Here is a 26572-nt window from a genome sequence, read left to right on the forward strand (position 1 = left end):
GTGCTTATATCCAATTGGCTCAGTGCTTTGGTTTCTCGTGTCCGTCGTCGTCCCCGTTACAATTCTCGTACTCGTAGAGCTATGCGAAAACAATGGCAGGCGATCCAACAGAACCGGCTTACAACAACCGTGGATCTTCTGGAAGACCGGACGCTTCTCACAGCACAAATTATTGACATCAACGGTACCGCAGGCGCCGATGATTTCCAGTTGCAGATGAATGCAGATGGCGTGACGCTGGAAGTCTGGAACGGCGCTTCGCTCGCGTTCTCCGACCTGCTGACGGAAGTGGCAGAGCTCAACATCAACGGTGGTGCAGGCGCTGATACATTCACGGTCGATCTCAGCAATGGTCTGCCGTTTCCGGTAGGGGATATCAACCTTGATGGCGAAGCCGATGGCGGTTCGATTGTACTGGAATCGGGCAGCTACGCCGGTTCGCTGACCACCGTGACGCATAGCTTAAGTAGTAATACAGTCGGCAGCATTTCCATCGACGGTCAGTTGATCAATTACACAAGCACAAGCTCCCTCTCCGATAATCTGGATGTCACCAATCGGGTGTTCGATTTCCTGGGTGCCGCGGAAACGGTCACTCTCTCTGACTCTGGCACGAGCAGCGATGGCATCTCCAGCGTTGATTCCACTCTCGGTGCTGCGATCACGTTTGCAAACACGGCTTCTGTCGTCAGCCTGTTAACCGACTCCGGCAATGGCACTGATGCGATTAACGTCACCGGACTCGACAGTCTGAACGCAGCCGACTTCACCATTACCGGCGACAGTGACGATGATGTGACGTTCCTGACCAATACAACAACCATGGGAGCCAACGACCTGACCGTCAGCGGGCAAACCATCACTGTCAATAGTGGGATTGCTTCTACAACAGGAGCGATTTCTCTGACCGCCAGTGAAAACATCCTGCTCAATTCCGGCAGCAGCCTGACCACCGTGGATGGGGGTATCACATTGCTGGCCAATAATGGCGGGACCGCTGCGGGAACCTTTATCGGCATCGATGCCAACAACGCGACGATTCAGTCCACGGGGACCGGGAATCTCTCACTGACCGGTTATGGCGAAAACGGGGATGGAATTTATTTGCACGGTGGAACCTCCATCGAATCCACTGCAACCGGCGCCTCTGCAGGAACGATCACGCTGGAGGGAACCGGAGGAACGGCCGCTGCTTATCAAACTGGGATCCTGTTGATTGACGCTTCAATTGAAAGCGTTGATGGCGCAATCTCTCTGGCCGGCCAGGGAGGCGGTGATGGAACGGGAGACAATCACAACGGCCTGTATCTCTACGACGCCAACATCAGTTCGACTGGTACCGGGGTGAATGCTGCGACCATCACGCTGGCTGGAACCGGGGGAGACGGTATTAGCATCATCCGTGGTATCCGAACTGCTCTTTTTTCACTGTCCAGTGTTGATGGTGACATTTCCCTTACTGGAACGGGACAAGGGGGCGTTGCTGGCAGTGATAATGAAGGGATTGTACTGGGAACAGACACCACGATTTCCTCGACGGGGACCGGCGCTGATGCTGCCGATATCAGCATTCACGGTACAGCGGGAGCGGGCGCTTCCTACAACCAGGGCATTTATGCGAGTGGCCAGGCCAATACCAGCAGTGTTGCTGGAGACATTTCTGTGATCTCGGATGGTAACTTCTTCATCAGTACCAATAGCGCGATTACATCGACTTCGGGAGATATTACGGTCGATGTCAATTATTCCAATGCCAGCAATGTTGGTACGCTGTCCATGAATAATACTACCTCCTTTCTTACCGACAGTGGAGATATCGACATCGATGCGGATGGAGATATTTCCATCACGCGCATTTCGACGACGGGAACTGTGACCATCGATTCGACGTCCGGCTCGATCCTGGACAACGATGATACTTGGATGGATATCACCGCTGGTACAGCGGCTCTTGCTGCCGCTGGCTCCATTGGTACCTCAGGCAATGCTTTGACCACCCAGATGGATGCCCATACGGCTGTCTCGGGAATCAGTGACGTTCATATCAACAACCGCGAACTGTTTTCCATCAGTGATGTAACGGCCAATGAAGACGGTACCTTCAGCTTTACCGTGAGTATCGACCATGCCACCGATCAGAACGTGACCGTCCTGGCCAGTACTGCGTATGGCTCTGCGGGAGCAGGTGACCTGACTCCGATCAGCAATCAGCTGGTCACAATTGTTGCCGGACAGACTTCAGCGACGGTCACCGTGAATATCACCGATGACAGTGTGTTGGAAAACGACGAAATCTTTACTGTGATACTCTCCGATCCGAAATATAATGGGGCCACTAATTCCGCTAGAATCGCGATTGGCGATGGCACTGGGAACGGCACGATTCTGAACGATGACACCGTAAAGATCATTGATGACGGTGATGCCGGCTTTAGCATTTCTGGTCCAGACTGGATCCATTATAACTGGTCTGGATACTATCAAAATGATGCCTATTATATTCTCGATGGTGGCAGCGCTGCTAACGGTTCAAATACAGCAAGTTGGGCTTTTTCTGACTTGTCTGCGGGGACCTATCGCTTATCGACTCATTGGCTTCAAGGTATTGATCGTGCGGATAATGTGCCCTATTCAGTATCAGGAATTGTGGGAGGGACGGCCAACGGAACGTTTGACATGATCACCTTGGATTCTGACGTTACGGACGATGGCGTAGGCTGGCAAGACCTGGGTTATTTTGAAGTCGCCCAGGATGGAACATTGACTGTCTCTATCAGCGACAACTTAGTCAATGGTACGATTTATGCGCAAGCGATGCGGCTTGAGAAATATGACACCGCACTTACCATCTCTGATGTGAGTGTCAGTGAAGATGCAGGAACCGCCACGTTCACCGTTACTTCCAGCAAAGCTGTTGGTGGTGCATTTACTGTGGACTATGCAACCGCAGATGGTACTGCGGTCGCCGGCTCTGACTATACCGCAACCAGCGGTACGTTGAATTTCACAGGGACAACCGATGGCGAAACCCAGACCATTACTGTGGCAATCACTGACGATGCTACAGATGAACAACTGGAATCATTGCTCGTCAATCTGAGCAATGCACAGCATCCCACAGCCGATATCACCATTGTAAATCAGGGACAGGCTACGATTGCGGGCAGTGATGGACCGGTCGTCACCGTCGATGGCACTTCCGCAACCGACGAGTTCCAGATGCAACTGAACGCGGATGGTGTGACGCTGGAAATCTGGAACGGCACGACCCTCATGCATTCAGGTTTACTGGCCAATATCACGGAAATTAATATCAACGGTGGCGCCGGCGTTGACACGCTCACGGTTGATCTGAGTAACGGCCTGCCATTCCCCGTCGGTAACATCAACTTTGATGGCGAAGCCGATGGCGGATCGATCGTACTGGATCCTGGCAGCTATGCCGGTTCCTTTACCACAATCGCGCATACCCTCAGCAGTAACTCTGCGGGCAGCATGAACATTGATGGTCAGGTTATCAATTACACGGGAGCGGAATCCGTCACCGACAATCTGGAGAGCACCAATCGTGCGTTTGATTTCCAAGGCGGTGCCGAGACAATTACACTCTCCGATTCAGGAACCAATAACGATGGACTCTCCAGTATCGATTCCACACTGGGCGCTGCGATCACGTTTGCAGGCACCGCTTCTGCCGTCATGATTTCAACCACGACTGGTAGTGGCACGGATGCGATCAACTTAGAAGGCCTGGATAGTCTTAATACTGGAAACTTCACTATCACCGGTGACACCGATGATGAAGTACGGTTCCAAACGAACGACACGGATCTGGGAACCAGCGATCTGACAGTCACCGCGCAGACCATCACGGTGGTCAGTGGCGTTTCTTCAACAACAGGTGAAATATCCCTGACCGCCAGCCGCAATATTTTCCTGGCTGATGGCAGCAGCCTGACCACGGTTGACGGGGGGATCACATTACTGGCCAATGATGGCGGTAATACGACTGGTCAATTTGTCGGGGTCAAATCGAATAACACAACGATTGCGACAACAGGATCTGGTGACATTTCGATTACCGGATATGGGGCGGATGGGACAGATGACAATAATTACGGAATCAACCTGGTTTCCAGTGCCATTTCATCCAGCAGCACCAGCGTTGATGCAGGTATCATTTACATCAATGGGACAGGGGGAGCTGGAACACAGTGGACCAGCGGACTTCGGTTTAATGTCAGTACGCTTTCCAGTAACGAAGGTGATATTACGCTGATCGGACAAGGGGGTAGTGGTTCACTCTCTGAAAGTGATGGCGTGATCTTAGGCAATACGACTGTCACCATCGACAATGCAAATCTCAATATCGATGGTCAGGCAGGCGGTACTTCCGGTTCCTCGACAAACTATGGAGTCAATATAAAGAACAGTTCCCAGATTACGTCCACCGGTACGGGGACGATTACCATTGATGGTACAGGGGGCGGTGGAAACGATTTCCAGCGTGGCATCGTGATAGCTGACTCTGGGATCAGCTCGATAGATGGCGATATTACACTCCTCGGACAGGGAGGTGGCAACGGCACCGGTTACCAAAATCAGGGAGTACGCCTTAACAGCTCGACGGTGATGTCAACCGGAACCGGCGTGGATGCAGCTGAGATCAACATTCATGGATCTGGCGGGAACGGGACTTCGTACATCGATGGCTTTATGACACAAAATCAATCGGTGATCAGCAGTGATGTGGCTGACATCTCGATCATTTCTGATGGGAGAATGTTGTTTTATCATGATAGCCGGGTGGAATCTAAATCTGGCGACCTCGAGTTTACCAGTAACTATTTAAATGGAAACAGTACCGGTTCCTTCCACATGAATAGCGGATCGGTATTCAGAGCGATTCAGGGTAATATTGACATCGATGCCCACAGCGAAATCTATGTGGGCAGCCTGATGGCAGGGGGAACGGTGACCGTTGATTCCGCAACCGGCCCGATGCTGTCCAACACGGTTGATATTCCGAAAGTCTTTGCAGAAACAGCGATCCTGAATGCTTACGGTTCGGTCGGCACGAGTGGAGATCCTCTGTATGCCAACGTCGTAAATCTTTCAGGAAGCAGTGCTACCAGTGGTTTCTATGTGAACAACTCGGTCTATAAACAAATCATCGACGATGGTGATGCCGGGCATTCTACGACATCAGATGAGTGGGGTACATTTACTTCATCCAGTCCGTACTATCAGGGAGACACACTGTACGTTACTTCGGGAGCATATCCCGATCTCACTTCGAGTTGGGAATTCAGCGATCTGGTTTCCGGAACCTACCGCATCTCAGCATTTTGGAGAACAGGTGCTAATCGAGCGACGAATACCGAATTTACTGTCTCGGGAATTGAAGGCGGTCCGAGTTCACAAATCGTAAATCAACAAAACCGTTCGGCTGACGTCACTGATGCAGGATTTGACTGGCAAGATCTGGGTTATTACACGGTCGACGCCAATGGCGCCATTACCGTTACCCTGGCCAACGAACTGCCTGATGGTTTAGTCATTGCCGATGCCATCCGTCTTGAAAAAGTCGGCAGCCCGATCAGGGTGAATGATGTCAGCGTGGATGAGGATGCAGGGACAGCTTCATTTACAGTCACACTGGGTGAAGCCGTTCAGGGAGGCCTGAGTGTCGACTGGTCCACCGCCGATGGCACGGCAACCGCCGGTTCCGATTACACAGCGGGCTCAGGAACATTGAACTTCACCGGTACCGCTGGCGAAACTCAGACGATTACCGTCTCTCTCACTGATGAATACGTTATCGAGTCCGATGAAACATTTTTCGTCAATCTGAGTAACCTTGTCACCAGTGGCAATGCCCTGTTGACGGACTCCCAGGGAATGGCGACGATCATCGATGAGGACAGTGTCACCATCGACGGCACCGCCACTGCAGATGATTTTCTGGTGCAGTTGAACGCGGATGGTGTGACGCTGGAAGTCTGGAATGGTGCTTCGCTCGCATTCTCTGATCTGCTGACTGAAGTAGTGGAACTCAATATCAACGGTGATGCGGGCGCCGATACCTTCACTGTCGATCTGAGTAATGGCCTGCCATTCCCCGTCGAGAACATCAACTTTGATGGCGAAGCCGACGGTGGTTCAATCATATTAGAGTCTGGCAGCTATGCCGGTTCGCTGACGACGGTGACACATACCTTAAATAGTGATACTGCCGGTGTTATTTCGATCGACGGTCAGTTAATCAATTATACGAGCACCGGCTCTCTCGCCGACAATCTGGATGTAACCAATCGCGTATTTGACTTCCTGGGTGCTACGGAAACGATCACGGTCTCTGACGATGGTACCGCAGACGACGGCCTGTCGCTGATCGATTCGACGCTGGGAGCTGCAGTGGCCTACGTGGGAACCGGGGCAGTTACGGTCAAGACCAGCAGCGGCAGTGGTACTGATGTGATTAATATTGCGGGGCTGGATAGCCTGAATGCCGGCGATCTGACAATCACCGGCGATACGGATGACGATGTCACCTTCCAGACCAACTTGACTGCGATGGGAGCCAGCGACCTGACGGTCGCCGCACAGACCATCACCGTTGACAGCGGCATCAGTTCAACCTCAGGTGTTATCTCCCTGACCGCCAGCCGTAATATTTTACTCAACACTGGCAGCAGTCTGACGACCGTCGATGGAGGAATCACCTTATTGGCCAATGACGGCGGCGCGACTGCCGGGGACTTCAAAGGCATTGAAGCTGATGACGCCACGATTCAGTCGACCGGAACTGGCGATATTCTTTTGTCAGGGATTGCAGGTAATGGAAGTGGCGCTGGAAATATCGGTGTAACCCTGAATGATACGGTGATTACATCGTCTGGCATTGGAGCAAGTGCCGCGGTGATCACAATCAATGGAACAGGAGGCACAAGTACCAATTGGGGTTATGGAGTGAATCTTGCAGGGGAGGCAACCAGTATAACCAGCGTTGATGGTGATATCTCGATCTCAGGACAGGGAGGCAGTGGTGGTTCCGGCGAAGGGTATGTTGGTGTCGTAATAAACGGTGCTGAAGTTTCATCTTCCGGGACCGGCACTGATGCTGCGACGATCACAATTGACGGGACAGGGGGTATCGGAACAGGAAATAATTTCGGGCTTTTTGTGGTCAATAATTCGCTTGTGTCGAGTGTGGATGGAGCAATCTCTCTGACGGGCCAAGGGGGAAATGGTTCGGGAGGAGCCAATCTTGGCACTTATCTCGAAAGCGGAGTTCAGGTAATTTCGACGGGAGTGGGATTAGATGCGGCTACTGTCACCATTGCCGGTACGTCAGGCAGCAGCAACACTCTAGGTCTCGGCGTCAAGATTGGTGGCGATTCGATAGTCAGCAGTATTGACGGGAATATCTCGGTAACAGGTATTTCAGAAAATAGTACAGGTTCTGCCGGTACTGGAATTGAGCTGAACGATGCCGACATTATTTCCTCTGGAACTGGTGTCAACGCTGCGTCGATCACGTTGAATGGCACCGGAAGTATCGGGGATTCTTCAAATTACGGACTCTACGCTGTTACTAATTCGTCCATCAGTACGATTGATGGTGCAATCTCTCTGACGGGTCTGGGAGGCAGCGGCTCAATGACCGAAAATCATGGTGTGAACCTGCGCGACTCTCAAGTGACTTCAACCGGGACAGCTGCGATCACAATTGATGGAACCGGTGGAGTAGGCGGGGGAGGCACAAGTCATGGTGTGCTCTTGTATGAAACTTCCGTCACCGGTAATTCGGGACAGATACTAGTTACTGGACAGGGCGGAACTTCAAGCACAGGTGAGAGAAACTACGGTGTCAGTCTCTGGGCCTCTGTGCTGGAACACGATCTGATTTCCAGTGTTGAGGGAGACATTATCATTTCCGGTACTGGTGGATCCGGGAGCGGGGGAAACCATTTTGGCGTCTTAACCACAAACGGTACGATTTCATCAACCGGAACAGCCACAATCACGATTAATGCTGATGGTGGAACAGGAGGAGCTAATAATTATGGCTCCTTTATTTATGGCACAGATGTAAATAGCCAGTCTGGTGATATTATTGCAGTGGTTGAAGACGATTTTTTAATGGGGGGCAGCAGATCAATCAATTCGGCTTCCGGAAACATCACTATCACAGCTGACAATAGTGTGGGCAACAATGGTGGGTATATTTATCTGTATGAAAGCGCATACATCTATACCAGTTCTGGTGATATTGATTTAGACGCCGATGGGCATATTTACGTCACAAGCTTGATTTCATCGGGAACTGTGACCGTAAATTCGACGAGCGGTTCGATTCTGGACAACGGTGACATCCGGTCTGACATCTTCGCGGGAGCGACTATTCTGAATGCTTACGGTTCGGTCGGCCAAAGCGGAAATCCATTGGAAGCACACGCTTCTAATCTTTCAGGGGCTGGTACGACCGGCGGCTTCTATGTTTCCAATTCTGCTTACACACGGATCATCGACGACGGTGAATCCGGTTTTTCAACCATTGGTGCTGGTTGGACTTATGGTAGCGTTCCAGGACAATATAATGATGATAATTACCACTTGGATCCAGGATCACATCCGGGAGAATCTGCTAGTTGGAGCTTTGATAATTTGACGCAAGGAACCTATCGTATTTCTGGTTTCTGGACTCCTCATACTAACCGGGCTACCAATACTGAGTTTACCGTCTCTGGTATTGAAGGCGGCCCGCATACTCAGATCATCAACCAGCAATACCGGTCAAGCGATGTCAGTGATGGTGGAGTTGACTGGCAGGACCTGGGCTTCTTCACGGTTGATGAAAACGGCACCATTACCGTTACCGTGGCCAATGAAAATGCCGACGGTTATGTGATGGCAGACGCCATGCGGATTGAAAAAGTCGACAGCGTTTTATCAGTGAGCGATGTCAGCGTCGATGAAGATGCGGGGACTGCGACTTTCACTGTCACTTCCAGCATGGCAACAGGGTCTGCGTTCTCAGTTGACTTTGCCACCGCCAACGGTACTGCGATTGCCGGCTCTGACTATACCGCTAACAGTGGCACGCTCAATTTTACAGGAACGGCTGGTGAAACCAAAACGATCACAGTCACGTTGAATAGTGATACGACAGTCGAACGTGACGAAACTTTCCTGGTTAATTTATCGAATGTTCAAGCGTCAGGAATCATCAATGTTGCACTCGAAGCGACTCAGGTTACGGCCACGATTTTGAATGATGATACAACCTTTGTGACACTGCTCAATCCAACCGTAGCCGAACTGGAGGGTGACAGTGGAACGAAGACATTCAATTTTGTGGTCAATATTTCCAATCCACTGGACGTTGATTTTCATATCTGGGGGCGTGCATTGGATGACACTGCCACTGAAGCAGATGGAGATTTTTCCAATCCACACATTGGCTACTGGGGAACCATTGCAGCCGGTGCAACTTCTGCCTCATTCCAGTATGCCACCAATGGTGATACAAAAATCGAAAACCATGAATCCTTCAAGTTCGCTTTTCCCAGAAGCACCATCTACAGTGATATTGGCACCGCGACTCCCCTTGCCGCCGATTATTTAGACAACATCATTTTTGACGGCGCCGATCAGTCAACGCTCTGGGCAACAGGGATCATTATCAACGATGATCATGTGAAGATTATTGACAACGGTGATGCCGGCTTCAGCCAGACCGGTTCCTGGTATACCTATGGCGGAAACCCAACCTTCTACCAGAACGATTATTCGTATGTCGACGGATTTGGAACGGGAGCGAACACCTCATCCTGGGCATTCAGTAATCTTGCAGCTGGCACCTATCGCCTCTCGGGCAACTGGGTTCCTTATGGCCTTCGGGCAACCAATATTCCGACAACAATTACGGGAGCAGTGGGTGGTACTGTTAACACTACCATTAACCAGCAATCATTGATCCAGAATGTCTATGATGACGGAGTCTACTGGCAGGATCTCGGTTTTTTTGAGGTGGCTGAAAATGGAACCTTGACCGTGACGATTTCCGATAATGCCACTAACGGAAATGTGCTGGCAGAAGCTTTTCGCATTGAAAAGGCCGGTGAAGTTGCAATCTCCGATGTCACGATCGATGAAGCTGCAGGCACGGCAACGTTCAACGTCTCATCCAGCCGGGCGGTCGGCAGTGCCTTTTCGGTGGACTTTGCGACCGCTGATGGTACCGCGGTCGCGGGCAGCGATTACACTGCTACCAGCGGCACCTTGAACTTTGCCGGAACCGCAGCCGGGGAAACCCAGACGATTACTGTTTACCTGACTGATGATGCGGTTGTGGAATCCGATGAAACGCTGCTGGTTAACCTAAGCAATCTCGTCACTGGAGGGCAGGCAATTATCCTCGGCCAGACACAGGCGAGCGCAACTGTGACAGATAGTGACAGTGCGAGCCTTTCCATTGCTGATCTGACCGTCAATGAAGGTGCAGGAACCGCCACGTTTACTGTGACTCTGGACCAGGCGGTTCAAGGGGGAGTGACCGTCGACTGGTCAACCCTGGATGGAACCGCACTGGCAGACACCGATTACACGGCTGGTTCCGGCACACTGAATTTCACCGGTACCGCGGGAGAAACACAGACCATCACTGTCTCTCTGACTGATGATTCTATCGTCGAACTGGATACGAATTTCCTGGTCAACCTGACGAATCTGCAAGCGGGGGGGTTAAACGTCACACTGGCCGATGACCAGGCAACCGGTACGATTTCCAATGATGACAGTGCTGTTGTTTCCATTGGTGATGTGACTCAGTCCGAAGGAGATTCCGGCACCACGCAGTTCACCTTCACAATTTCGATCGATAACCCTGCCGATGTCGATATCACCGTCGATTATACAACGGTCAGTGGTACTGCAGACGCGTCTGACTTTAACCCGATCAGCGGCACTGCCACCATTCTGGCGGGACAGACTTCGACCACCATTAGCGTTGATGTCTCAGGGGACAATATCGTCGAAGCGGATGAGCAGTTCTTTGTGGATCTGTCCAACCTGCAGGCGGGGGGATTGAATGTCACGCTGGCTGACTCTCAGGCAACCGGTACTATTTCCAACAACGACAGCGCTACGCTTTCGATGGGCAATGTCACCCAAGCTGAAGGGGATTCTGGCACCACGCTGTTTACATTTACCGTTTCGATCGACAATCTTTCCGATGCAGATATCACGTTTGATTATACGACCGTTAGTGATTCCGCTGACGCCACAGATTTCACCCCGGTGAGCGGTACTGCAACGATTGCTGCGGGGCAATCATCAACGACAATTACTGTCGATGTCACAGGCGATAACACAATCGAACTGGACGAGCGGTTCTTGGTAGAGTGGTCAAACCTTCAAAGTAACGGTCGTGATATTCAGTTCAACGATGTGCCCGCATACATAAGTGACCTGGGAATCTTTGACTCATTTGGTACGGCATTTGACGTCAAAATCGTTGGAAATATTGCTTACGTGGCTGCTGGTTCGGAAGGTCTGCGTATTTTGGACATTAGCGATCCGACAAATGTTTCTGAATTAGGTTTCTCTGACATCCCTTATGATGCGTCTCATGTCGAGGTCGTTGGAACTATTGCTTATGTGAGTGACAGAAGTTTTACAGGTCTTCGGTTATTCGACATCAGCGATCCAACGGATATTTTGGAATTGGATTTTTATGATACGTCCAATGCACCGACAAGAGTAAAGATCGTTGGAAACATTGCTTATGTGGCTAACAAATTAGATGGTCTACGTGTTTTAGACATCGGTGATCCGACTAACGTTACAGAGCTCGGATTTTTTGACATTCCGGGTTATGATTCATACACCTTAGATGTAGATATAGTTGGCAATTTCGCTTATTTGGCTGATGGTGACAGTGGCATCCGTGTTTTAGACATCAGTAATCCTGCCAGTATTACTGAAATTGGTATTTTTGAGACAGGCAGCTTTGCAAGAGACGTACAGATTGTCGGCAATTATGCCTATCTTGTTGATAACACCGGTCTCCATATTTTGGACATCAGCACTCCTTCCAACATCACTGAACTCGGTTTCTTTGGTGCTGTAAACACTGCGTTGAGTATGGAGATTATTGGGAATACTGCTTATCTTGTTGACTCTTCTTTTGGTTCTAATTCTTCAAATCGTCTTCTTGTTTTGGATATCAGTGATCCGACTAATATCATTCAACGTGACTCTTTTGAGTCTCCGGGATCAGCCTATGAAATACAGGTTATCGGAGGGAGTGCCTATTTAGCAGGTATGGAGTATGGCTTACAAATATTAGATGTCAGCTTTATACAAGGTGCAGCAGGCACGATTACCAATGATGACAGCGGAGTCATTGTGATTGATGATGTGACGCAAGCAGAAGGAACTTCGAGTGCAACCCCCTTTACATTCACTGTTTCCTTAAGTAACCCCTCTGATACGGATATTACATTTGATTATATTACGGTCAGCGATTCTGCTGATGCCTCAGACTTCACTCCTGTCAGCGGTACTGCCACAATTCTGGCAGGACAGACTTCGACGACAATTACTATTAATGTCACAGGTGATAACACGGTCGAATTTGACGAACAGTTTTATGTCAAGTGGTCGAATCTCCAGACTAATGGACGCGATGTTCAATTTTATGTAGCATCTGATAACATCACACAGCTTGGATCCTTTGACACACATAGTAGAAATGACGGTGTGCAAATCATCGGAAATATTGCCTATGTGGCTGCCGGTGCCAGTGGTCTTCGGGTATTAGATGTCAGTGATCCAGAAAATATCACGGAACAAGGATTCTTTGACACACCTGGATTTGCGAAAGACGTACAGGTTATTGGAAATATTGCCTATGTGGCTGACGGTGGCGGTGGCCTCCGAGTATTAGATGTCAGTGCCCCAGAGAATATAACGGAACTGGGTTTCTTTGACACACCTGGTTCTTCCTATACGATGCAGGTGGTTGGAGATATTGCCTATGTTGCTGACAATGGTGGCGGACTCCGCGTGTTAGATATTAGTGATCTGGCAAATATTACCGAAATTGCATTCATTGACTCATTTCCTGCCAATGATTTACAGATCATTGGCGATATTGCTTATGTTGCCGGCCAGAACCAAGGCCTCCGCGTATTAGATATCAGTGACCCGACCAACATCACAGAAATGGGATTCTTTGTCATATCTGGTTCAGCTCAAGGCATAGATATCATTGGGAACACTGCCTACGTTGCTGCCCATTCCAAGGGGCTGCGTGTGTTGGATATCAGTGATCCTGCCAACATTACCGAGCTCGGTTTCTTTGACACACTTGACTACGTACTTAGTGTCGACGTCGTAGGAAATACTGCCTTTGTAGTTGACTATAATACTGGACTTCAAGTATTAGATATTAGTGATCCTGCCAATATCTCTGAAATTGGATTCGTTAATGCAGCTGGAAAGGCTTATTCTGTTGAAGCCTTCGATAATGTTGCTTACTTTTCTGACTCGTTCGGTGGTTTCCGAGTTCTGGATGTTAGTAATGTAAAACTTGCTCAAGCCACCGGCACAATCACCAACGACGACAGCGCGAGCCTTTCAATCGCTGATGTCACCGTGAATGAAGGTGCGGGAACCGCCACCTTCACAGTCACGCTGGATGATGCAGTGCAGGGAGGCATCGCCGTTGACTGGTCTACCGCAGACGGGACCGCCGTTGCGGGTTCCGATTATTCTGCTGGTTCCGGTACGCTCAACTTCACCGGTACCGCCGGCGAAACACAGACCATCACCGTCACTCTGACCGATGATTCAACGGTCGAACTGGATGAAAACTTCCTCATCAACTTGTCGAACCTGCAGGCGGGGGGACTGAATGTCACGCTGGCGGATTCTCAGGCAACTGGCACCATTTCCAATGACGATAGCGCCACGCTTAACATTGGTGATGTGACTCAAGCCGAAGGAGATTCTGGCACCACGCAGTTTACATTCACGGTTTCGATCGACAATCCTGCCGACGCCGATATGACGGTTGTTTATACGGTCGTGGGTAATACTGCCGGTGCTGCTGACTTCACCCCCATCAGCGGTACTGCCACCATTCTGGCGGGCCAGACTTCGACCACCATTACCGTTGAGGTGATCGGTGATACGACAGTCGAAGCCGATGAACAGTTCTTTGTGGATCTGTCCAACCTGCAGTCAAGCGGCCGGGATGTTCAATATAGTTTTGCACCAGCCAATATTACTGGACTCGGCTCTTTCAATACCCTTGGAAGTGTTAAGGCAGTTCATATTGTTGGAAATATCGCTTATGTCGCAGACGACAATCGGGGCCTGCGTGTACTGGATATCAGCGATCCCGGCAATGTGATTGAACTCGGGTTTTATGATACGGCCGGCTTTTCCAGTAGTGTGCAGGTTGTCGGAGATATTGCCTATCTGGCTGATGGCCAGAGTGGTTTACGTGTCTTGGATGTCAGCAGTCCAGGCAGTATCACCGAACTGGGCTTCTTTGATACGCCCGGGAATGCGTGGAGTTTACAGATCGAGGGAAGTCGCGCCTATCTGGCTGATTATGATGGTGGTTTTCGTATCCTGGATATCAGTAGCCCAGGGACCATTACCGAGCTGGGATCCTTTAATACGCTTGGAGACGCCTGGGATCTTCAGGTCGTTGGAGACCTTGCTTATGTCGTAAGTGGAACTGGTGGCCTTCAGGTCTTGGATATCAGTGATCCCGCCAACATCAGTGAACTGGGCGGGTATACCAGCATGCTCGGTCATGCCTATGGAGTTACCGTCGCAGGAACGCGAGCGTATGTGACTGACAACAATAATGGTCTGCGTGTTCTGGATGTCAGTGATCCGGCCAATATCAGTGAACTCGGATTCTTTGACACAGCTGGTGAAACATGGAAAGTTCAGATAGACGGTGACCTTGCCTATCTGGCTGATGGTTCTACCGGTTTGCGTATTTTGGATATCAGTGATCCCGCTAACATCTCGCAATTGAGCGTCTTTAATACTCCTGGTCTTGCCTTTGATCTGCATGTTGTTGATGGAATTGCCTATGTGGCTGATGCAGGTACTTTGCAGATTCTGGATGTCGGATTTGCGCGTAGTGGAACCGGCACGATTACCAACGACGACAGCGCCAGTCTCTTCATTGCTGACATCACCGTGAATGAAAGTGCGGGAACTGCCACCTTCACGGTCACGCTGGATGAAGCAGTGCAGGGAGGTCTCGCCGTTGACTGGTCTACCGCAGACGGAACTGCCGTTGCGGGTTCCGATTACACAGCCGGTTCCGGGACACTCAACTTCACCGGTACCGCCGGTGAAACACAAACTATTTCCGTCACTCTGACGGATGATTCCACAGTCGAACTGGATGAAAACTTCCTGGTCAACCTGTCGAACCTGCAGGCGGGGGGATTGAATGTCACGCTGGCTGACTCTCAGGCAACAGGCACAATCACAAGTGATGACGCGGCCATCCTTTCTATCAGTGACGTCACTCAAGCTGAAGGGGATTCTGGCACCACCCAGTTTACATTCACGGTTTCGATCGACAATCCCTCTGACGTCAATATGACGGTTGATTACACGATCGTGGGTGATACAGCCAACGGGTCTGACTTCACATCCATCAGTGGTACCGCCACGATTCTGGCGGGCCAGACTTCGACCACGATTACCGTTGATGTGATCGGTGATACGACAGTCGAAGCGGATGAGCAGTTCTTTGTGGAATTGTCCAATCTACAGGCAGTCGGCCGGGATGTTGAGTTCAGTTCGATAATCGCCAGTCTGACCTATCTCGGATCATTTGATACCACCAGCAGTGCCCGCGATGTGCAAGTGGTCGGAAACATCGCTTACGTGGCCGATCTGAGCGCGGGTCTGCGTGTGTTAGATATCAGTGATCCAACGAATGTTGTCGAGCTCGGTTCCTTTGTGACAACGGAAGCGGAGTCTCTGCAGGTGGTCGGCAATCTGGTTTATGTCGCCGACAGTGCCAGTGGCCTGCGCATCCTGGATGTGAGTGATCCGGCTAATATCACCGAGCTTGATTCGTTTGTGACTCCCGGTGATGCAAATGAAGTGCAGGTTGTGGGGAATCTCGCTTATGTCGCCGATCTGTCAAATGGCCTGCGAATTCTGGATGTCAGTGATCCGAACAATATTACCGAAATCGGTTTTTCTGATACGTCCTATTTTGGATATGGCGTGAAAGTAATCGGCGACATCGCGTATCTGGCCGATCGATTCAACGGCCTGCGATTACTGGATGTGAGTGATCCTGCAAATGTCTCGCAGCTTGGTGTCTTTGACACAGCCGGTTATGAAGTTGACGTGGATGTAGTCGGTAATCTGGCTTATGTAACGGACTATCCCAGTGGTGGTCTTTACGTATTGGATGTCAGCGACCCCGCCAATATCAGTGAACTCGGTTACTTTAATACAGCTGGTTCCTCGCTGAGCCTGCAAGTCGTCGGAGATTATGTCTATGTGGCGGACGGAAGTGGCTTGCGTGTCTTGGATGCCAGTGATCCCGCCAGCATTACTGAAGTCGGCTTCTATGATACACCAGGCTTTTCTCATGCAGTGCAGGTGGTCGGAAACATTGCCTACGTGGCCGACAGTAGTTCCGGCTTACAGATTTTAGAAGTGAGTTTTGTAGAAAACGCAACAGGCACGATTACTGATGATGACAGTGCCACGCTTTCTATTGCTGATATCATCGTCAATGAAGGTGACGGAACCGCCACTTTCACAGTCACCCTGGATGAAGCGGTCCAGGGAGGCGTCTCTGTTAACTGGCTGACTGTCGATGGCACGGCAAGCGCCGGCTCTGATTACTCACCCGGTTTCGGGACGCTTAACTTCACCGGTACCGCCGGCGAAACACAGACCATCACAGTCACTCTGACGGATGATAGTGATATTGAACTCACTGAATCAATCCTGGTGACATTAAGTAATCTCGTTGCCACCGGTGACGTATCACTGGCACAAAGCCAGGCAACAGCCTTCATCACCAATGATGATGGCCTTGTCATTGACGAAGATGCTTCCGAACAGACAATCAATCTGACTGGCATTGTCGCAAGTGCCAGCGGTTTACAAGTCCTGTCCGTAACAGCCAGTAGCAACAACCTGACTTTAATCCCGAACCCTGCCGTAAGTTATGTTCCTGGAAATACGACGGGAACACTCACATTTACCCCCAACCCGGATCAACATGGCTCGGCACTCATCACGATCACAGTCACTGACGAATTAAGTGTTGAAACGACTCATACATTCAATGTTGTCGTCAATCCTGTCAACGACGCCCCCACGGTCAGTGCTGCCGTGACTTCCACCCTCACTGAAGACGATGGCGCGGCGAACCTGGATTTATTAACCAATGCCACTGATGTCGATTTGAGTGATACTCTGAATGTCGATAGCCTGACGCTCGTCAGCGGCGACGCCTCCGGCATCGTACAGAACGGCAACAGTCTGGATATTACTCCCAGTGCCTATAACGGTCTGGCAGTCGGAGAAACCGAAGTCATCACCTACTCTTACAACGTGGTCGATGGCAACGGCGGTATTGTTGCTCAGACCGCCACCATCACCATCACCGGCGTCAATGACGCGCCCACCGTCAGCGCTGCCGTAAGCTCGACACTCACTGAAGACGATGGCAACGCCAATCTCGATCTGCTGACCAATGCCAGTGACGTCGATTTGAGTGACGTCCTCAATATCAGCGATCTCATCCTTGTCAGCGGCGATGCGTCCGGCATCGCCCAGAACGGCAACAGTCTGGATATCACTCCCAGTGCCTATAATGGTCTGGCGTTTGGTGAAACGGAAGTCATCACCTACACTTACAACGTAATTGATGGCAACGGCGGCATTGTCGCCCAGACCGCCACGATCACGATTACCGGAGTCAACGACGCGCCTACCGTCAGCGCCGGCGTGAGCTCCACACTCACTGAAGACGATGGTGCCGCCAATCTCGATCTGCTGACCAATGCCAGTGACGTCGATTTGAGTGACGTCCTCAATATCAGCGATCTCATCCTTGTCAGCGGCGACGCCTCCGGCATCGCTCAGAACGGCAACAGCCTGGATATCACGCCCAGTGCCTATAACGGTCTGGCAGTCGGAGAAACGGAAGTCATCACCTACACTTACAACGTGATTGACGGCAACGGCGGCATTGTGGCTCAGACGGCCACGATCACCATCACCGGCGTCAATGACGCGCCCACCGTCAGCGCTGCCGTAAGCTCGACACTCACTGAAGACGATGGCAACGCCAATCTCGATCTGCTGACCAATGCCAGTGACGTCGATTTGAGTGACGTCCTCAATATCAGCGATCTCATCCTCGTCAGCGGCGACGCCTCCGGCATCGCTCAGAACGGCAACAGCCTGGATATCACGCCCAATGCCTATAACAGTCTGGCCGTCGGAGAAACGGAAGTCATCACCTACACTTACAACGTGATTGATGGCAACGGCGGTATTGTCGCCCAGACCGCCACCATTACCATTACGGGAGTCAACGACGCACCGACTGTCAGCGCCGCTGTGAGTTCCACCCTCACTGAAGACGATGGCGCGGCGAACCTGGATTTATTAACCAATGCCACTGATGTCGATTTGAGCGACACTCTCAATATCGAGAGTCTGGTCCTTGTCAGTGGCGACGCGTCCGGCATCGCCCAGAACGGTAACAGCCTGGACATCACTCCCAGTGCCTATAACGGTCTGGCCGTCGGAGAAACGGAAGTCATCACCTACACTTACAACGTGATTGACGGCAACGGCGGCATTGTGGCTCAGACCGCCACGATCACCATCACCGGCGTCAACGACGCACCTACCGTGAGTGCGACCGTGAGCTCCACTGTCACCGAAAATGATATCAGCTACACGCTTGATTTATTAACGGGTGCCGGTGATGTGGATGCCAGTGACTCACTCAGTATCGATAGTCTGGCTCTGGTGAGTGGCGATGTATCCGGCATTACTGTTAACACCACCACTCTTGATATCGATCCTGCTGCTTATTCCTACCTGACTCAAGGTGAATCTGCAGTCATCACTTATTCCTACAATGTGATTGACGGCAATGGCGGCATCGTCGCTCAAACGGCAACAATTACAATCAGCGGTATTAACGGTGCTCCCGTCGCTCAGGATGACAGTATTTCAACCACTGAAGACAGCTCCGTTAATGGAAGTCTGTTTGCGGATAATGGCAATGGAACGGACAGTGATCCTGATGTCGGCGACTCCATCCAGATCACGAAAGTCAATGACAGCGAAGCAAATGTTGACAACCAGATCAGCTTGAGCTCTGGTGCTCTTCTAACCGTCAATTTTGACGGCACATTCAACTATAACCCCAATAGTGCATTTGAAGATTTGGCGACCGGTGAAAGTACCACGGATACTTTCACATACACAATTGCCGATCTCGATGGAGAAACAGATACAGCAACAGTCACCCTGACTATAACAGGTGAAAATGATGCCCCCACAGTAAGTGCTGCTGTGGTTTCAACTGTCACCGAAGATGATAACAGTTTTGATTTAGACCTGTTAACGGGTGCCAGCGATATCGATTTGAGCGACATACTGAGCGTCGATGGCTTAATACTCGTCAGTGGTGACAATACGGGCATTACGAATAACGGGACGACTCTGAGCATTGATCCAAGTGCTTACACCGGTTTGGCTGACGGTGAATCTGCCGTGGTCTCTTATAACTACAACGTGATTGATGGCAACGGCGGCATTGTCGCTCAGACGGCCACGATCACGATCACCGGAGTCAACGACGCCCCCACCGTGAGTGCCACCAATATTTCAGCGACAGAAGATGGGACAACGGTCACAACTGGCATTCTGGTTTCGGATGTCGACAGCGACGACGATCTCAATTCGCTGATTTATGAAGTCATCAGTCAACCCAGCGAAGGATTGGCGAGTTCAAATGATAATGGAACGTTCACCTTCGATCCTGAAAACGCGTTTCAGGATCTGTCCGCAGGTGAAACACGCGATGTATCGTTTACGTATCGAGTGACTGATTCCCATAGTGCAGTCAGCACGGAAACCGTGACCGTGACCGTCACGGGCACAAACGACGCCCCTACCGTCAGCGCTGCCGTGAGTTCGACGCTCACCGAAGATGATGGCATCGCGAACCTGGATCTGCTGACCAATGCCAGTGACGTGGACCTCAGCGACATTCTCAATATCAGCGATCTCGTCCTTGTCAGCGGCGACGACTCCGGCATTGCCCAGAACGGCAACAGTCTGGACATTACTCCCAGTGCCTACGACGGTCTGGCGGACGGCGAAACGGAAGTCATCACTTACAACTTTAACGTGGTCGACGGCAACGGCGGCATTGTTGCTCAGACCGCCACGATCACGATCACGGGCGTCAATGACGCGCCCACTGTGAGTGCCGCAGCAAGTATCACGGTGACTGAAGACGATGGTGCGGCAAACCTGGATCTACTGACCAATGCCAGCGATGTCGATCTCAGCGACACTCTCAATATTGATAGTCTGGTCCTTGTCAGCGGCGACGACTCCGGCATCGCTCAGAACGGCAACAGTCTGGACATCACGCCGAGTGCCTATAACGGTCTGGCGTTTGGTGAAACGGAAGTTATCACTTACAACTACAATGTCATCGACAGCAACGGTGGCGTTGTTGCTCAGACCGCCACCATTACCATCACGGGTATGAATGACGCACCGACCGTCAGTGCCGCCGTAAGCTTGACACTCACTGAAGATGATGGTGCCGCGAACCTGGATCTGCTGACCAATGCCAGTGACGTCGATCTAAGTGATATACTGAATATCGATGGTCTGGTCCTCGTCAGCGGCGACGACTCCGGCATCGCCCAGAACGGCAACAACTTGGATATTACTCCCAGTGCCTATAACGGTCTGGCGGACGGAGAAACGGAAGTTATCACCTACAACTTTAACGTGATCGACGGTAACGGCGGCATTGTTGCTCAGACCGCCACCATTACCATCACGGGTGTGAATGACGCACCGACCGTCAGCGCCGCCGTAAGCTTGACACTCACTGAAGACGATGGTGCCGCGAACCTGGATCTGCTGACCAATGCCAGTGACGTCGATCTCAGCGACACTCTCAATATCGAGAGTCTGGTCCTTGTCAGTGGCGACGACTCCGGCATTGCCCAGAACGGCAACAGCCTGGATATCACGCCCAGTGCCTATAACGGTCTGGCGTTTGGTGAAACGGAAGTTATTACTTACACCTTTAACGTGATCGACGGTAACGGCGGCGTTGTCGCTCAGACCGCCACGATCACGATTACGGGAGTCAACGACGCCCCCATCGCAAACGATGCGAGTATCGAAGCAACCGAAGATGGCCCCATCGTAACCTTCAATGTGTCGGCTTCCGATAGTGACAGTGACGACGACGCGAGTTCATTGACTTATGAAATTATTTCGGAACCGAATGAAGGGACTGTCGTTTCGAATGGAGGTGGAGAGTTTGCCTTTGATCCCGGAAACGACTTCCAGGACTTAGGGGCTGGCCAAACGCGGGATGTGACGTTTACTTATACGGCAACCGACTCACACAACGCCGTCAGCACAGGCACGGTGACGGTAACCGTCACTGGAATTGATGCGTTCCTGTCAATCGATGATATTGCCGTTAATGAAGCAACCGGTGTTGCAGTATTTACTGTAACCCTCAGCAATAGCGTGAATTCCGGAGTCACTGTGGACTGGTCGACCGCTGATGATACAGCATTAGCGGGCAGTGACTATACCTCAGATTCAAACACGCTCACCTTCACAGGTAATGCCGGCGAAACGCAAACGATTAGTATTACATTGACCGAAGATCTAAATATCGAATCGGCTGAACAGTTCTTTCTCAATCTAAGCAATGTCCAGGCGACAGGACAAAGTGTTTCCCTTTCAGACAGTCAAGGCGTTGCCACAATTACCGACAATTTACTGCCTGAAATAGACGAATTAAACCTGGCCATTGATACCGGGATCCAAGGGGATTTAATTACTTCCTATCCATTCCTGATCGGCAGCATGTCTGATCCAGATCAAACGAATAGCAACTATGAAATTCAAGTAGACTATGACAACGATGGTGTTTCTGATCTTTCTCTTACTACAGATGAATTATTCAGCATTGATCTCGGAGACTACATTCCCGATGGTGAAGTCACAGTTCAGGTACGTGCGGGAGAATGGGATTCTCAGACCAATGCTGATATTTATGGTGACTGGTCGTCTATCACATTTACTTATGATTCCGTTCTAAACGAAGCGACGCCTTTCATTTCCGGTCTGACGCTTGAGAATGATACCGATACCCCCGGCGATTTGATTTCTTCCGATGCAACAATCACCGGTCTCATCATCGACGATGGATCCAACGCTGAGTATCTGCTGCAGATTGATCTTGATAATGATGGCACAGTTGATCTCTCTGTAGTACATGATACAGGCCAACAATTCAGTTATGACCTGGGCGAGCAACTGGAAGCGGGTGAGCATACAGTCAATGTGCGTGTTTTAGGACTGCCAGCGGAAGATTCTGGATACGTTTATGGTGTCTGGTCGACGCTCACCTTCACTTACGACGTCCCTTTGGTTGTTCATGCAACCATCGATTCAGTCGAACTGGATAGCGACACGGGAATCAGCGATGACCAGATCACCATAGACCCTGTCTTTACCGGCTCAGTTACTACTACGGAAGATTTTTCCAACTTCACGGTCGACCTTGATTTCGAAAATGATGGCATTGTCAACAGCACCACGGTCCTGGATCAAAATGGAAACTTTACCGTCGATCCAACCGCGTCCCTGTCAGCAGGTCAGGTTACCATAGCAGTCCGACTCGTTGATAATACGACGGGAGCCATCGGGGACTGGACGACACTCTCCTTTGAGTTGATCAGCCTGCCGACATATACACTGTCAGACGAGTCATTAGAGATTTCTCAAGATGCGGTTACAGACATTCCGATTGTTGCAACAGCCGCGTATCGCGATCATATTACGGTTGAAATCATCAGCCAGCCCCTGCATGGTGCGGTGACGAACACGACAAATGAAGATCTGACCAGAACCTTCTCTTACACACCCGATGAAAGTTATACCGGTACAGACACGATTACTTATTCCGTAACGGATGTACTTGGCAATACCACAACAGCAACAATCACGCTGACGATTGTTGCCAATGCTGCACCGGTTACTGAAGATGATGTGGTCGAAACATATGAGTCTGAAGCCGTGTCTGTAAATGTCCTGGCGAACGACTCCGATCCGGACACAGATACCATCAGTTTGATTTCCGTCTCTGATCCTCTATTCGGAACGATCGAAATCGAACCAGCAGGATCTGATCCCGGCACGATCGTTTATACTCCGGCAGACCATTTTCTGGGTACAGACACTCTGACATACACCATCGAAGATGAGCATGGCCGAACCGCAACTGGAACTTTGACCATCCAGGTGAAAGAACCGGTCATACCTGAAATAAATGATTTTGGACTAGTTCATGACGTCGTCTTAAACGGTGAGCAGGTTGCAACGAATCCCATTATTACCGGAAAAATTTCATCCACACTTGAATTGGCGTTTGTGCGAGTTCAGATTGACTACGATAACGACCAAATCGTTGACAGGACGATTTCGATCAATGTGCCTGCCGACAATGCTTTTGTATTTGATGTGGGTCCAGATCTGACTTATGGAGACATTGAGCTCTATGCTCGTGCAGTTGAGGTAGATGAAAACGGGGTTGTGATTAACACAGGCGAGTGGAACAGCCTTTCCTTCGAATATGTCGATGAATATGAAATTCCACCTCAACCAGAAGAAGTGGATCCCAATGCAGATCCCGTAACGAATTTCACTGCCGAAATCATCCCAACGGATATCGTCAGACTATCGGGGCAAGTTGCAAATACCAATGGTGGCGATGAAGCAACTGTCGAATTTGATTTCGGGGGCGACCTCAGTATCGATGCTACGACGACTGTTGTCAGTGGCGTATTTAGTGCGGACTATACGACAGAAATCGGCTACGGCGAAGTTGTGATCCTGGCTCGAACCAAAGACTGGGATGCTGTCAATCAGAAATATATCTACAGTGACTGGTTTGATGTCACTGTGACCCGCGATGCACCGTTTAATGATCCCCCAGTCGTTTCCCAACTCGAATTGCAGGAAGATACTGGCACCGATGGTGATGACATCACCTCGAATACGACTCTGCAAGGCACCGTTACTAATTCTGATGGTTCAGTCGATCATCTTGCAGTCGAATACGACATTGATGGAGATCAATTGCCTGATGGGTACGTATACACTGTGGATACGGGGACGGGTAGTTTCACAATCCCCTTCGTGCCGGATCAAATCCCCGAAGGTGAAAATACCGTTGCCGTTCGCGTTAAAGAATGGGATGCTAATCTGGAAGATTATGTTTACAGCGGTTGGTCATCCATTACTTATACTTATGAGCCTGAAGTAGAGATCTTACCCGGCTTCGAATCGATTCATTTGATTAACGACACTGATTATCCGGATGATCAAGTTACATCAGACCCTCGCATTTCAGCCATCGTGACAGGAGATCTATCGGAATTCGAAGGAACCTTTGTCTACTTTGATCTCGATCAGGATGGAACTGCCGACGGGTTTGTTGAAGTCATCGACCCTGTCACCGCAGAAGTCATTATTGATTTAACTGAATATTTAAATTCTTCTGGTGAGTATACGGTCTCTTTACAATTTGCCGGGCAGGACGATGACACTTCGTCAACCACACTTGGTGACTGGCACGAGTTTGTATTTACCTACCAGAAACCGGAATTGGCAAGCCCTCAGATTACCGATCTGGAGTTGGTAAATGATACAGACACCCCCGGCGATAACATCACAACAGATCCAACTTTGAGTGGAACAGTCGTCTATGCAACAGAGTATCTTGGTAATGTTCTCGTCGAATATGATCTCAACGAAGATGGCGTCATCGAAGGAACAGCCCTGACAAACGATGATGGAACATTTGAGATCTCATTTACAGCAAATCAACTCGACTACGGCAGTCACACCATTTCCGTCCGCGCAGGCGTCTGGAATTCAGAAGAAGTCGACTTTGAATATAGCGACTGGTCAACAATCACTTTTACTTATGAAGAAATCGTTATTGTTGATGAGCTTCCGGAAGTGACTTCTCTTTCACTGTTAAACGATACGGGAATAGAGGGAGATAATATTACCAGTTCCCCCATCCTGACCGGTGTTGTAACGGACGTTGATTCAGATCCGTCAGGCTTCCCGATCGAATACGATGTCGATGGAGACGGTATTTCAGATGGAACATCCTTCACAGATGCCAGTGGTGATGGTGGATTTTTAATCGATGTCACCCCCTATCTCACGGGTGATGGATCCTACACGGTTCAAGTACGTGCAGGACAGTGGAATCAATCGCTGGGTAATTATGAGTATGGTAACTGGGCTTCCATTACATTTACTTATGAAGCACAAGACATTGAAGACCTGGATGGAGGCGAAGACTCGGGTGGACAGGGAGAACAGCCATTTACTGCAGGAGAGCTGTCGCACGCGACATTCAATACCGCTGATCTGTCACTGCCTTATACGGCACTGACACAAGATACGACTTACTCCGGCGTGTATTATGGGGATTTAATTCACTGCGGTGATCTTGTGGTCGACGCCACTTACTTTTCATCCATCGGCGTCATCAATTTTTATGATTCCCCGCCTGATGTGACAAATACAGTCACAACGACTGATGCTTACGGGAATGTCACCACTGTGACAACGACGACCACCATGACCGTAATCATTATTGGTATGGAAACAGCAGACGGCGAATGGTACCGGCGTGAAACTCTGGAGAGCACTTACCTGGTGACCACCGATTACCTCGCCGTTGATGGTTCCGGATATCATCTCGTACAAAGTGGGGCATACGGCTATACGATCGAAGCTTATGGCTACGCCGGTAACGCAGCGTTTCAAGTCTACGAACACGGCAACGACGATTTCGTAAATGATCAGTGGACAGCCGCTGATCCGACAACCCTCTATAATAGAACCGGCCACCAGGAATTTGCCAGGGATGTCTACGGATACCAAAAGGTAAATCAGGATGGGTTGATCAAGCCAAGCAGTGATTTCGTGGCAAGCCAGTTAGTTTTAAGCACCAGCTTGTTTGAAGCGGCCGATGTGGCATCACCCGTTGTCGCAGAGCAAGATTATGACAGTGCTGGAATTAGCGTTCGCACCTCACATCACTGTGTCGCAAGCGGCTATCTGACAGTCGGTGTTGCCTATCGTGAAGAATGGGAAATGGAACATACCGGCGTTAGTGAAACCGATGCAAACGATGTCACACTCACAACGGTCAGCTATGATTATGTCCACA

At 50.3% G+C, this 26572-nt stretch carries 1 protein-coding gene (only partly in view); it reads left to right on the forward strand.

Going from position 1 to position 26572, the window contains the following annotated elements:
* A protein-coding gene (locus Enr17x_RS25175) for a Calx-beta domain-containing protein (protein WP_145312537.1) crosses the window boundary here: on the forward strand, positions 1-26572 show its 5' portion. The gene runs 6890 nt beyond the window's last position; 26572 of the gene's 33462 nt are visible here — the first part of the coding sequence; the start codon lies at positions 1-3; its stop codon lies off the right edge, out of view.

The sequence above is a fragment of the Gimesia fumaroli genome (genome assembly GCF_007754425.1).
Lineage (GTDB): Bacteria > Planctomycetota > Planctomycetia > Planctomycetales > Planctomycetaceae > Gimesia > Gimesia fumaroli.